The organism is Emticicia sp. W12TSBA100-4, from assembly GCF_040253585.1.
Lineage (GTDB): Bacteria > Bacteroidota > Bacteroidia > Cytophagales > Spirosomataceae > Emticicia.
In genome coordinates this window covers 1-12008 of record NZ_JBELAU010000018.1, presented here as the reverse complement: position 1 = coordinate 12008, position 12008 = coordinate 1, and the positions used below count along the sequence as shown (strand labels likewise).

19 protein-coding genes are annotated in these 12008 nt (G+C 36.7%); 11 read left to right on the top strand and 8 right to left on the bottom strand.

The window, feature by feature from the left end:
* Positions 1–56: 56 nt before the first annotated feature.
* A complete protein-coding gene (locus tag ABR854_RS22590; RefSeq protein WP_350268122.1) occupies positions 57–797 on the bottom strand; it encodes a DUF2490 domain-containing protein in 741 nt (246 codons plus the stop codon).
* A 346-nt stretch (positions 798–1143) separates the two neighbouring features.
* Here ABR854_RS22590 and typA point away from each other — a divergent pair, with 346 nt between their 5' ends.
* Entirely contained in the window at positions 1144–2964 is a 1821-nt protein-coding gene (gene typA / locus ABR854_RS22585; RefSeq protein ID WP_350268121.1) for a translational GTPase TypA, read from the top strand.
* Positions 2965–3053: 89 nt separating this feature from the next.
* The gene (proB, locus tag ABR854_RS22580; protein ID WP_350268188.1) at positions 3054–4088 is read left to right on the top strand and encodes a glutamate 5-kinase; all 1035 of its coding nucleotides are present in this window, start codon (positions 3054–3056) and stop codon (positions 4086–4088) included.
* Between the two features lie 283 nt (positions 4089–4371).
* On the opposite strand, the gene ABR854_RS22575 is transcribed toward proB, so the two are convergent.
* A complete protein-coding gene (locus ABR854_RS22575) occupies positions 4372–4764 on the bottom strand; it encodes a coiled-coil domain-containing protein (protein ID WP_350268120.1) in 393 nt (130 codons plus the stop codon).
* Between the two features lie 167 nt (positions 4765–4931).
* On the opposite strand from ABR854_RS22575, the gene ABR854_RS22570 reads away from it, so the two are divergent.
* The 9 genes from ABR854_RS22570 to ABR854_RS22530 all read left to right on the top strand — a co-directional run bounded on the left by ABR854_RS22570 (position 4932) and on the right by ABR854_RS22530 (position 8686).
* The gene (locus tag ABR854_RS22570; RefSeq protein ID WP_350268119.1) at positions 4932–5183 is read left to right on the top strand and encodes a hypothetical protein; all 252 of its coding nucleotides are present in this window, start codon (positions 4932–4934) and stop codon (positions 5181–5183) included.
* Entirely contained in the window at positions 5183–5395 is a 213-nt protein-coding gene (locus ABR854_RS22565; RefSeq protein ID WP_350268118.1) for a hypothetical protein, read from the top strand. Before ABR854_RS22570 ends, ABR854_RS22565 begins: the two co-directional genes overlap by 1 nt.
* Complete coding sequence (locus tag ABR854_RS22560; RefSeq protein WP_350268117.1) at positions 5383–5571, top strand: hypothetical protein; 189 nt, start codon at positions 5383–5385, stop codon at positions 5569–5571. The genes ABR854_RS22565 and ABR854_RS22560 overlap by 13 nt, the downstream gene beginning before the upstream one ends.
* The gene (locus ABR854_RS22555; RefSeq protein WP_350268116.1) at positions 5561–5755 is read left to right on the top strand and encodes a hypothetical protein; all 195 of its coding nucleotides are present in this window, start codon (positions 5561–5563) and stop codon (positions 5753–5755) included. The genes ABR854_RS22560 and ABR854_RS22555 overlap by 11 nt, the downstream gene beginning before the upstream one ends.
* Before the next feature lie 80 nt (positions 5756–5835).
* A complete protein-coding gene (locus tag ABR854_RS22550) occupies positions 5836–6186 on the top strand; it encodes a hypothetical protein (protein WP_350268115.1) in 351 nt (116 codons plus the stop codon).
* Positions 6149–6580 carry a hypothetical protein gene (locus ABR854_RS22545; RefSeq protein WP_350268114.1) on the top strand — a complete coding sequence of 144 codons (432 nt, stop codon included), beginning with the start codon at positions 6149–6151 and terminating at the stop codon, positions 6578–6580. Before ABR854_RS22550 ends, ABR854_RS22545 begins: the two co-directional genes overlap by 38 nt.
* The gene (locus tag ABR854_RS22540; RefSeq protein WP_350268113.1) at positions 6564–7631 is read left to right on the top strand and encodes an AAA family ATPase; all 1068 of its coding nucleotides are present in this window, start codon (positions 6564–6566) and stop codon (positions 7629–7631) included. The genes ABR854_RS22545 and ABR854_RS22540 overlap by 17 nt, the downstream gene beginning before the upstream one ends.
* Positions 7628–7891 carry a hypothetical protein gene (locus ABR854_RS22535; RefSeq protein ID WP_350268112.1) on the top strand — a complete coding sequence of 88 codons (264 nt, stop codon included), beginning with the start codon at positions 7628–7630 and terminating at the stop codon, positions 7889–7891. The genes ABR854_RS22540 and ABR854_RS22535 overlap by 4 nt, the downstream gene beginning before the upstream one ends.
* 417 nt (positions 7892–8308) lie before the next feature.
* A complete protein-coding gene (locus tag ABR854_RS22530; RefSeq protein ID WP_350268111.1) occupies positions 8309–8686 on the top strand; it encodes a hypothetical protein in 378 nt (125 codons plus the stop codon).
* A 99-nt stretch (positions 8687–8785) separates the two neighbouring features.
* Here ABR854_RS22530 and ABR854_RS22525 read toward each other — a convergent pair whose 3' ends face one another.
* The 6 genes from ABR854_RS22525 to ABR854_RS22500 form a co-directional block, all read right to left on the bottom strand.
* The gene (locus ABR854_RS22525) at positions 8786–9517 is read right to left on the bottom strand and encodes a hypothetical protein (RefSeq protein WP_350268110.1); all 732 of its coding nucleotides are present in this window, start codon (positions 9515–9517) and stop codon (positions 8786–8788) included.
* Positions 9514–9858, bottom strand: a complete 345-nt coding sequence (locus tag ABR854_RS22520; RefSeq protein WP_350268109.1) for a hypothetical protein — start codon at positions 9856–9858, stop codon at positions 9514–9516. The genes ABR854_RS22525 and ABR854_RS22520 overlap by 4 nt, the downstream gene beginning before the upstream one ends.
* A 146-nt stretch (positions 9859–10004) precedes the next feature.
* Positions 10005–10448 carry a hypothetical protein gene (locus tag ABR854_RS22515; protein ID WP_350268108.1) on the bottom strand — a complete coding sequence of 148 codons (444 nt, stop codon included), beginning with the start codon at positions 10446–10448 and terminating at the stop codon, positions 10005–10007.
* On the bottom strand, positions 10424–10972 hold the full coding sequence (locus ABR854_RS22510; protein ID WP_350268107.1) for a glycoside hydrolase family 19 protein: 549 nt from the start codon (positions 10970–10972) through the stop codon (positions 10424–10426). The genes ABR854_RS22515 and ABR854_RS22510 overlap by 25 nt, the downstream gene beginning before the upstream one ends.
* Positions 10969–11208 carry a hypothetical protein gene (locus tag ABR854_RS22505; RefSeq protein WP_350268106.1) on the bottom strand — a complete coding sequence of 80 codons (240 nt, stop codon included), beginning with the start codon at positions 11206–11208 and terminating at the stop codon, positions 10969–10971. Before ABR854_RS22505 ends, ABR854_RS22510 begins: the two co-directional genes overlap by 4 nt.
* Positions 11209–11636: 428 nt before the next feature.
* Positions 11637–11921, bottom strand: coding sequence for a hypothetical protein (locus ABR854_RS22500; RefSeq protein WP_350268105.1), 285 nt, complete (start codon positions 11919–11921; stop codon positions 11637–11639).
* Positions 11922–12008: the final 87 nt, after the last annotated feature.

Sequence of the window (12008 nt, the reverse complement as noted above, 5' to 3'; positions counted from 1 at the left end):
TATATTTTTTTGACTTTAAATTAGTTCAACAAGGAAATTACAGACTAAAAATTGTGTTAATAACGAAACATCAACCCTACTACGAGTGCATTTTCGTTATCAATTTCGGCGGTAGTACGGCGGCGGCGGAAAATATAACGATAGCCCAACTCCGACTCTAAATGTTTTGTAAAATTATGATTGAACGTAAATCCAATCTGATTCTGCTCATATTTTTTTGTAGAGTTTGGGGGAGCTCCGAACAAAAATTCTTGCATAAAAACCAAACTATTAGTTTCGGAAAGAGGCTGACGAAGCTGCAAACGCTGACGAAAACGTCCAGCCGTACGGTCAACGAAGCTTCGATACTCATATTGGGTTCGCCACTGAAAAGTAGCTTTGTTAAAGCTTTTAAAATACTCAATTCCTGGAGTAAATCGCCACTCAACAGTTGGTAGTCTTTCGAAGTCAGCTTCTTTTCCTAAAATTTGGTAAGAATGCCACCGTGAAGCCCCAAAATTGAATAACCAATTTTTTGTACGATACCCTACAATTATACGCTGTGCATCGAGCAATGGCTTATCTAAAAAATTGTATTTAGACTTATGAAAATCATTTTGACGCCTATACGCTACATCGCCCGAAACAACCCACTTCCCAAATTGCTTGCTGAGTAATAATCTCGACCAAACAGTCGTGTGATTATAACTTTGGGCATGACTCGAAATATTCAAGAAAAATAAGGCAAAACATAATCTAAAAACCAGAAGGATTTGCTTGGGTGTATGTATAATAAAGGCTTGTTGTACGTTTTTCACTAATGTAATTATCTGATATACAGGGTTCTAAAAAAATCGACCGCAAAAATATAACAATAAAAATTAAGGTAAAATTAAAATACCACTAAATCTACCAAATTAGTGAGTAATAGGTCAAAATGCTCAAATGTTGAGCTTACGCAAACCTACGAAACATTGATTTTCTCGAAAATAATTGTACTATTCTTATTAACAATTTGATAATCAGGGGATTGTATAGGATAGTCAAGGTTTTGTCATTTATATTGCCTAATTTTGCGGTTTATTTAAGAAAGGTGTTGTTCGTCTTTGTTTATCAGTTGTGAATGGTAAATGTTGATGCACAACGAATTAACAAATACATTTAATGAATAATATCAGAAACATCGCCATTATTGCCCACGTTGACCACGGTAAAACTACATTGGTTGATAAAATCATTCATGCGTCAAAACTTTTCAGAGATAACCAAGAATTTGGTGACTTAATTCTCGATAACAACGACCTTGAGCGTGAGCGTGGAATTACTATCGTTTCGAAAAACGTATCAGTAAGATATAATGGCGTAAAAATTAACATCATTGATACCCCTGGTCACTCTGACTTTGGTGGAGAGGTGGAGCGTGTATTGAAATTAGCCGATGGCGTAATTTTATTGGTGGATGCTTTTGAAGGACCAATGCCACAAACACGTTTCGTGTTAGGTAAAGCCCTTGCATTGGGTTTGAAACCAATCGTTGTTGTAAATAAAGTTGATAAAGAAAACTGTCGCCCTGACGAAGTTCACGAACAAGTGTTCGATTTGATGTTTAACCTTGAAGCAACCGAAGACCAACTCGACTTCCCTTGCCTTTATGGTTCATCAAAACAAGGTTGGATGAGTACGGATTATACCAAACCAACAACCGACATCGTTCCGTTATTAGATGCTATCATTGAGCATATTCCAGCTTCACCAGTAGTTGAAGGAACAGCCCAAATGCAAATCACATCACTTGATTATTCTTCGTTTGTTGGACGTATCGCTATCGGTCGTGTAGCTCGTGGAACTTTGAAAGAAGGTATGCAAGTAGCACTTTGCAAAGCTGACGGCACAATCAAACGTAATAAAATCAAAGAATTACAAGTTTTTGAAGGTCTTGGTAAAGTAAAAGTTGCGGAAGTAAGTTCAGGAGAAATTTGTGCAGTAACAGGTATCGAAGATTTTGAAATCGGTGATACTATTGCTGACATGGAAAACCCAGAGGCTTTACCACGTATCTCAATCGACGAACCAACGATGAACATGTTGTTTACGATTAACAACTCTCCTTTCTTCGGAAAAGAAGGTAAATTCGTAACATCACGCCACCTTCGTGACCGTTTGATGAAAGAAACAGAGAAAAACCTTGCTTTGAGAGTTCAAACAGGTGACACTGAAGATAAATTCTTAGTATTTGGTCGTGGTATTCTTCACTTATCAGTTCTTATCGAAACGATGCGTCGTGAAGGATATGAGCTTCAAGTTGGTCAACCACAAGTATTATACAAAGAAGGAGAAAACGGCGAGCGTTTGGAGCCAATCGAAACATTGGTTGTTGACGTGCCAGAAGAAACAGCAGGAAAAGTAATCGAATTAGCAACACAACGTAAAGGTGAATTGTTGATTATGGAGCCAAAAGGCGACTTACAACACCTTGAGTTCAATATTCCTTCTCGTGGTTTGATTGGTTTACGTTCAAGCGTATTGACAGCTACTTTCGGAGAAGCTATCATGAACCACCGTTTCAAATCGTATGAGCCATTCAAAGGTGCAATTCCTGGCCGTGTAAACGGTTCATTGATTGCCAGCGGAAATGGTCCAGCTACTCCGTATTCAATTGATAAATTGCAAGATAGAGGTGTATTCTTCATCGACCCAAGTGAAGAAGTTTATATGGGAATGGTAATTGGTGAGCATAACCGTCAGAACGACATCGTTGTGAACGTACAAACTGCGAAACAATTAACCAACATGCGTGCTTCGGGTTCTGATACTAACGTGAAGATTGCTCCAAAAATCAACTTCTCTTTGGAAGATGCAATGGAATATATCCAAAAAGACGAATATTTGGAAATCACTCCAAAATCAATTCGTATGCGTAAGATTTACCTTGACGAAAACGAGCGTAAACGTGCAGAAAGCAAAAACGCTTTTGCAGGAGCTTAATTTCTGAGAAATATATAAAAGCCTTGATAGTCGGAAGATTATCAAGGCTTTTTTTTGTGTAGTCTGAAAATTGTATCTTTGCCATTATGATTCAAAAACCTATTCTTATCCTAAAATTCGGAACAGCTTCGATTACTCAAAAAAACGGAGAGCCTGATGAAACCATCATTGCCGATATTGCCCGCCAAGTAGCCATTCTTCACGCTGACTATCAGATAGTTATGGTATCATCGGGGGCGGTGGGTGCAGGAAAGCATTTTATCAAAAACTATTCGGGCGAAATTGCCGAGCGTAAGGCCGCCGCTGCCATCGGAAATCCGCTTTTGTTGAATATTTACTCAAAATATTTCTCCAAATACGGTATTCAGATCGCTCAAAGTTTGTGCGAACGTCAACATTTTGGTAACCGTGAGCAGTTTTTGCAACTCAAAGAAACTTACCAAGAACTTTGGAAAAATGATATTATTCCGATTGCCAACGAAAACGACGTTGTGAGTAATCGTGAATTAAAATTTTCGGACAATGACGAACTGGCAACATTAATCGCCACGGGTTTCGGGGCAGAAACACTAATGATTTGCACATCAGTTGGTGGACTTTTGGATAAAGACAAAAACATCATTCGTAAAATAGAAAACATTGATAATCAGATTCTTGGATTGGTTGATAATTCAAAATCGGCACTCGGCTCAGGCGGAATGGCTTCTAAATTAACTTTTACGAAACTCGCCACTCGCATGGGAATCAAGGTGATTATTTTCGGGACGAAAGAGCAAGATGGTATCTTGAAAGCCATCAAAGGTGAGGCAGGAAGCGAGTTTACGGCTCAAGAAGTCAATCTTTCATCAAGAAATAAATGGTTGGCCAGTGGAAGCGTTACAGTAGGAACTTTGCAGATTGATGCAGGAGCAGCCAAAGCAATTCAAAAACGCAGTAGTTTGTTGGCCGTTGGTATCAGAAAAGTAAAAGGTGATTTTGAAATCGGTGAAGTTGTAGAAATAGTTGATAATCACGGTGAAATGTTGGCTGTTGCACGCACGAAGGTTTCCTCAGTTGAGTTAGTCGAAAACCTAAAAACAATCAACTACGAGGTAGCAAATGCCAATGATATTGTACTGATTTAAGTGCGTTTACTTAAGTTTTATCTAATGTAAATCAATAACAAAAAAAGCCGCTGACTACTAAGTAGTCAGCGGCTTTGACGCACTTAATAATGCGTCTTGGTGTTCCCGAAGGATACATGCAAAAACTTGATAATAAAATACTTATAATTCATGTTTGAATAATTGTTTGAACCTACACAGCTATAAATACATAAATAAAGACGGACGGACGGATATATCTATATAGTAGTATCCGTCCGTCCGTCTTGGGTTTAATTCGGATTGTTTTAGAGATTGTTTGAAACTACTTGTTTTTATACATTTCAATCATTTCACGGAGTAGGGCGTTCTCTTTCTTCAAGCCCTCATTTTCTACTCTCAAAATTTCAGTTTCTTTGTTGTCATGGCTGGCCGATGCTCCGATGGTTTGCTTTATGCCCTTGCCTGTGGCCGTCTGTACGTTACTATCACTGATTACGTTGGTGTGGTTGGCTTCAAAAAAAAATGATGGATTTAATTCTAACAGTTCGCATATAGATAAGTAGTGTTGTAAAGAAATAGGATATTTGTTTTTAAAATAGTTATCCAGTGACGTGGGGGCTATATCCAAATATTGATATACTTTTCTTTTGGTCACACCCCTTTTGCTCATCTCACTAAGCACCAGTTCTAATATTTTTTCTGCCGATTTCTGCATTTCTTATGGGTTTACATTAATAAATACGTGCATATATAAAAAAATATGGTTCAAATATTTGGATAGTACACAAATATTGACATACATTTGCAGTGTACTAATACGCAACTGCATTGTAATATTAGTACAAAGCAATGTAATATTTTAACACTATACCAAATATTTATATGTCAGAATTACAAAATATTTATCGTACGGTAAATCCGATGTCAGCAAAGTATTTTAGAACGGTTTGGCAAGAACGAACCAAGCTATCGAAAGAACAATTTTACAAACGGCTGAAAAAACCCGAAACGGATGACATTCTTTTGTTTTGCCATGTTTGCAAGGTTGATAAAGATTTAATCTTGAAACCAATGCAAGACAAGTTTAAAAACATTCCTCCTTTCGGTAATAACCTTCAAATGACTATTGACTAATGAAACCTCACGAGATTCAATTATTTAAAGAAGTTATTGCCGAAACCTGCGAGCGTTTCGGATTAGACGAGTTTGTTATTACGGTTTCAAAAACCGATAAAAATGGCGATGGAGTTATTTACAATCTTTCAAATACAAGTAAAGACAAAGAAACTCATATAAGCACTATTTCAAAGGCTGTGTATAACGCTTTATTAAGATGGAAGAAATGAGAAATTGTGATAACTGTGCAAATGCCTTTTATACAGGCGGTCAAGAAGGACACGCAAGCAAAAAGGGCGTAAAAGTAGAAACACTAAAATACAAATACTGTGTGCTACTAAGATGGTATGTAGATAAACAAGACACCTGTGCAAATTTTGAAAACAACCAAAACCATGAGCGATAAAACCAAACTCGAAAACCGAATTAAACAGTTGGGCAATGTTATCCGAACGGATTTAAAAATGTTTGAAAACGGCCTTACAACCGTAGGCACAAAACAAAATTCTGATTATTGGCTCAACTTTATGAGAAAAGAAATTTACGAACTCCAAACCTTATCCGACCAATACCATGCAAGCAATACTTAGAGTTATCGGGGTTCTGTGCTTAATTCCTGCAATTATTTTGATGGTAATAGTTCTAATAATTGATAAAAAGCACGTCGAGAATGAAAACAACCTGCGGGCATAATTGCCACCTTTTGCGTACTGGCTGTGAGTGCAGTCCGTGTAAATACAAACCTCAAACTGATACTACTATGAATTACGAAATACAACGATTGAAAGAAATAATTGAAGACAAAAACGAAGAAATTGAAGAACTGAAATGGAAAAACGAAAGACTTTCTATTCAGTTGAATCAAATTAGTGACGAACCAATGAAGCGAATAAATGAAGCTATACCGTTTATAGATGCCGAAATTTTACGATGTCATTCAAGAAATAAACAGTTTTTCAAAGACCTTAAAAAGATACTCCAAAATGAATCGACTAAAAGAACTGTTGCAACAAAAAATTGAGCGTGTTCAACTGGCCGAACAAAATCAAAGTTGGAGTATAAGAACAATTCAGAACGAGACTGAATTTTTACTTGGGGTCAAACAACTGATTGAAGAAAACGAAACTTTGAAGTTTGAGCAAACGCCACCACCACCGCAACCGCTTGAATCTGAAATGCTTTTCAAGTTGCTTTTGGAGTTTTGGGGTTTATTGAATCAATACCAGTACGTTGGCATTGAGTGCGAAATATCACTTTTTGAGCGATACAACGAACTCCCAAACTATAAAGCAAGATATATGGCTAAACATTTTCTTGAAACATTTATAAGGCAAGAAATAAAAACAAGCCCTAAACCATTACGAGAATTTTACGAGTTAAAATTAAAATCACTGCCTAATGTCAAAGAAACTTAATATCAGTGCTGTACTATCAAACAACGATACTGCACCCGAAACGGCAAAGAAATCTATACTTAAAAATTACCTAATAAATAAGCATACCGAAATGAAACCTTTGCAACCGTCGATTTTTATTGATGATACTTGGATAGGCACGGAGGGCGAAATATTGATGATTTCGGGCGAAAAAAAAGCAGGTAAATCAAACGCTCTCGTTTATATGCTTGCCACGGCTCTAATGAAAGAAGTCGATACAAACCAAACTCTATTAATCAGAACCACGCACACCACTAAGGACGTGGTTTATATTGATACCGAACAGGCACGCCAACAAACAAAACGCTTTTACGAGCGTATCTGTAAGATTGCCGAAATCGAAGAACCGAAAAACCTATTCACTTACAACATTCGCAAGATGGAAATGGAAGAACGTTTGAACTTCTTGCAAGACGTTTTTCTCGAACATTCAAACGCACACCTAATCGTAATTGATGGTATAACCGATTTCATCGACTCCGTAAACAACGAGGAACAATCTAAAAAGATAATTGAAAAAGTATTGAAACTTCTCGAAAACGGTACAACTATGGCAATGGTAATACACGAAGGCAAGGACGGCAACGGTGCAAGGGGTCACATCGGGCAGGAAATTGAGCGTAAATGTTCAGGTGCAATTTCGCTTTCAAAAGATAGGGCAAAAGGTGTGCATCAAGTTCGCTGTAAGCTAAACCGCTATACCTCCGATTTTGAACCATACTTTTTCCAGTGGGATAAAGATTTGGAAGGTTTTAGAGTGCTATTCGATAACGAAGTGAAGGCACTCGAAACTAAAAGCGAAGAAACCAAAAACGCTGAACTGCACGAAGTATGCAAACAAATGTTTGCCACCAGTATCGAACTAACCAAAGAAAACGTAATTACTGGCTTTCTGAATTATGACAAAACAATAGACAAAAACTCTAAAATTGATAGTCAGAAAAAGAAGGCACGAGAACGCCTTAAAAAGTCTCTCGAACTTGGATTTTTAAATGAATTAGAAAACAAAAACTTTACGATTGTAAGATGAAAAATTTAAGCCTAAACAAAGTACACCAAGTTTACCCAAACCATGAAGTAACTTCACTGGATAGTTTTTTTGTAGATGGTCGTGGTTGGGTAGAAACTAATATAGATAGAGAAACCGATTTTGTTTCTGTTTTAGACGATTGTCAATATGCAGTTTCGCAAGGTGCAAGAACCTTTTGTTTTACATTAAAAAACCAAGATGGAAAATATTTTGTATCAGATTTCACCGTAAACGAATGTACTAATGAAGAAAGAATTTAAAACCGTAATGCTTCGTGACTTAGACGAACGTACAAATGAGATACTAAACGAAGTAGGGGCAAAGATTGGTAAAAAGTCTGCAACTGATATAATCCAATATATTATATACCAGTACCCAACCAATATAAACCAAATAAACGACCTAAGTAAAAGAGTACAATACCAAAGTACAAAACTAAGTGACTACGCTATGCAAATAACGGATTTACAAAACAGATTAGACCGAATTAAGAATATTTGTTAACAAATAACGCCATTAAAAACAATCGCTCTGCACCGAGCGTGTTTCCATCAGCTCTCTGCAGCTAAAAAAATGCTAACAAAAAACAAGACACCGAATAATCAATAAATCAAAAACATTTAGGTCTACAAGTTTTTAGGAAATAATTTTGAAACTCACTAAACATAATTAACACAATGAAAAAAATCTTAATCCTGCTGCTTTCTTTTGCTGTATTTTCTTGCACTAAAAAAGACGTAGAACCCGAACTTTCTGCCCAAGTCGAAGGAACTTACCAAGTTTATTATGTAGAACTTTTCGGTGATTCCATAAACCTGCCTATTGGTGGCGTATCTTCAAGCATACAACTTCTAAAAGTAAGCGAAAATAAAGTAAATTTTATTTTCACAATAAACGACAATGGAGATAAAACCACTGAAACAAGTACCTTTGAATTAAAGAAAAACGGTGACGATATAGAAATTTATGAAGACGGAGAAAAGGCAGGTTTTGTGCGTGGTACTTTATTTGAGTATAATTTAGACGATGAAGTTATAATAAAAGCAAAGAAATAAATTAAATGCACCTACAACAAAAAAGCCACTCAAACGAGTGGCTTTTTTAGTTTTCGGGTTTGATGGAAATACAGTCTTACCCCTAAGAATGTATGTTTTTTACCTACGATAATTATTTAGGTTGATTTTCATAGGTACGGCCGTATCTGTTGGGTGCAGTGCCACCGTAAATGTTATATCTGCCGTGCCACCTGCTTCTATATCGAAGTCGTGTTGCACGTTTTCTTGTTCGCTGTTGGCATATCCTACAAAAACATTCGTTTTCAAATTGCTTTTGTTTTGAATCAACCATCTATAATTCCCTGCTTTCAAATATCGGTTGAAAAAAGGGTGGTGGTTGTTGCCCTTGCTCTCATAGTTAGTAAAAGGATTTACAGGCTGATAAATGCTGCTTAATCTTGCAACTTCTACTTTCACCGATTCCGTTTGTCCTGCGTATTGGTCTGAACTTGGAAAATAGTTCGGATGGTGTGCATTAAAATCATCGTGCATTTGAACAATGACATTATTATTCATGTCATAAATCCAGTAGTCACACTTTGCATTATCGTTGCCTGTGGCCTGTCCAGTTGGCAGTGCAACTCTACTATGAGAAACAAGCTGCACTTGTACTTGTGTATCACCTTCACCAAAAGATTGTTGGTTATGAGTAAACCAGTACAAAGGAGTTTCGATAGTTCCACCGCCAGCAGTGCCACCATTATTTACTACGGTTGTAGTTTTTTTGGTGGGAACTGGCTGCTCCGTTTGGGCTGTATTTGCCGTTGTGGTGGTGCGTTTGCGGTTGGTCAGTACTAAGACCGCCAAACCAAATAAGATTAATTCCTTCATAGAAGTATATTTTCTAAAGTCTTAAAATCTGTATCAGAAATACTATTTACTTTATCTCTTACCTGCCTTGCAACTTCGATGTTATCAGTAAAAGCAGGCAACGAGAAAATTGGGCTGCCCAATTGCATTTGGCCGTTTAGTTCAGTTGCTACGTAATTATCATTAACAGATACGGTTGCACTACCGCCCAAAATCGGGTTAAATACCAGTAAGCCTTCATCATTTTGAAAGGCAATGAATGTTTTGCCGTCATTGTTTACATTAATTGTTTTCATATTAAAATTTTTTACGGTTACGTTTCCAAATAAAGTACAGGCCAAACGCTCTACGTTTTCGGCCATTATTTTTGTAAATAAGTGCTTCAAACTTCCCAAGACGTTGTTTCTGTACGTCTATGATACTTTCGAGTGTCTGAATGTATTTTGATTGCTTATTTACAAGATTTTGGCAGGTGTCAAAGTCTATTTTGCAAAGATGGTACGCATCTTTATAAAGATTTATTACTTCTTCGTTTGCGTTCGGCTGCTTGCTCTTTGAGGGCTGCCCTAAGACTGTCAATGCTGCTAACTGCATCAGTAGTGCTACCTTCACGAATGACCATACCAGTTTTTTCATAGACTTTAATTTTTTGCTCTAAATCTTTCTGATTCTGCACGGCCTTGTTATTCGTTACCGTGCTTTTTTGTACTTCTACTTTCTGCACCTTGCCACGCTCTGAAAGTGCTGTTTCGAGTTCTTGAAGTTGAGAATCAAGCATTAACAACTCGTTAAGGTGCTTTTCTTCTACATCTTTTGTGTAATAGTCACGGAGGGAAGAATTAATGAAGCCAAAGGCATATTTGAGGGCAAAAATTACAACAAAGAAGTAAACTATTAAGCGTTTCCATCCTTCACGCTTAATAAATGCTAAGATTGAATTATCTGTTTGCATATCTCTAAGGTTTTGAGCCACGTTTGTTTGCGTTTGGCCAAATGAGTTAAACCACCATTCACTATTTCGGTAATTTCTTGAAAATCTAATTTATCAGCGAATGAATTTAGTTTTTTGTTATTCCAGTAGAAAATGCCTGACAAAACCGCAAATTGAGGTTCTTTTAATCTTTCGGGTTGTTTAGTAAAATCAATACTTATACCCATCATATTAGCGAACTTCGTAAATTCTAAATAGTTAAAATATCCTGTGGTGTGTATAAATCCACGCCCTTTATATTTTACTCCGTAGTTTGGGTGAATATTGCCTAAATCCTCTCTACCTTGATACGCTGCACCGCTTGCATATTCTTCGATTCCGTTCAAAAAGTCGTTTTCATGGAAACACTGTGCTAAGAAACAACTAAGTCTTTGCCATGTATTAATATTGAACTGTGGCAAATAAAGATTAAGCCAAACCAAGTAAGGTTCTATTTTACTTAATCGCTTGTCAATGGCTGTGAAGTGTTCGGTTGTAAGTTTCATTTCTTACGGTCTTTTATAACGGTTGCAAGTTCCTGTAAAACGGCTGTGTGCTGTGCCTGTGATTTATGGTAATTGTCTGTTACCTCTTTAACTGCTGTGTCCTTTGCATCTAATCTCGCTTCATATTTTACTTCTTTTTCGTCCAATCTTTTCTCCGAGCGAAAAAGTAAGTAAAGCAGTAAACCTGCAAACGGTGAAACCTCTAATAGTTTCGAGAGTATAGGCATTATATCCATGTGGTAGGTTATTTTTTAATTAAAATTACTGCATAAAACAATTTGAATGTTACCCCCCAAATTGCCAATAAAATGAGTATATTCTCACACCTAAAAGAGTTACCAAGGCTAAAACCTGTGACAATTGACAATATAAATATGAGTTTGAAAATGTGCCACCCATCGCTAAAAGTGTCGGTAACACCCGAAAGAAAAGACGGGTACTTTCTACCATTTTCTTTTTTGCCGTTTCTGTATTTATTTGTCCAACTTATTGTAGGATTCCAAAACTGTGGGTTAAAGTTTTTGAAAACAGAACTTGAAAACTTATGTGTAAGTGTGTCCATTATTGCATTACAAAATGCAGCAATGAAAATAAGGATGTAAGGTAAATACAGCATTTGAAAGAAAGTAGCCTTACTAATAATAAGGCTACTGTTTTATTTTGACTATGAAACTAATTTTAAAGAACCGTCTTCAATGTACAGATTTAAACGGTCTGTGTAAGGTTGTGTTTCTGCTACATCCTTGTTTGCGTGCAATGCAGGTGCGTTTTCTGTGCCTACGAGGTCTTTTATTGATTCAAAAACCGATACTGTACAGGTGCAATCTGTACCAGTTACGAATCTGCTTTGATGTTGAGAAACAAATTCTGTTTGTCCTTCCATCAATACGCTTTTATCTTCTACACTTAGAAGAAAGGGTGAAAATCCTTTAGTGATATATACATTCATTCTATTAAGATTTTAGAAAATTGAAAACTTAATTTTTAAGCTGACCAAACGATAGTAGTACCCGTATATCGGCCTAATTTGTTGGTT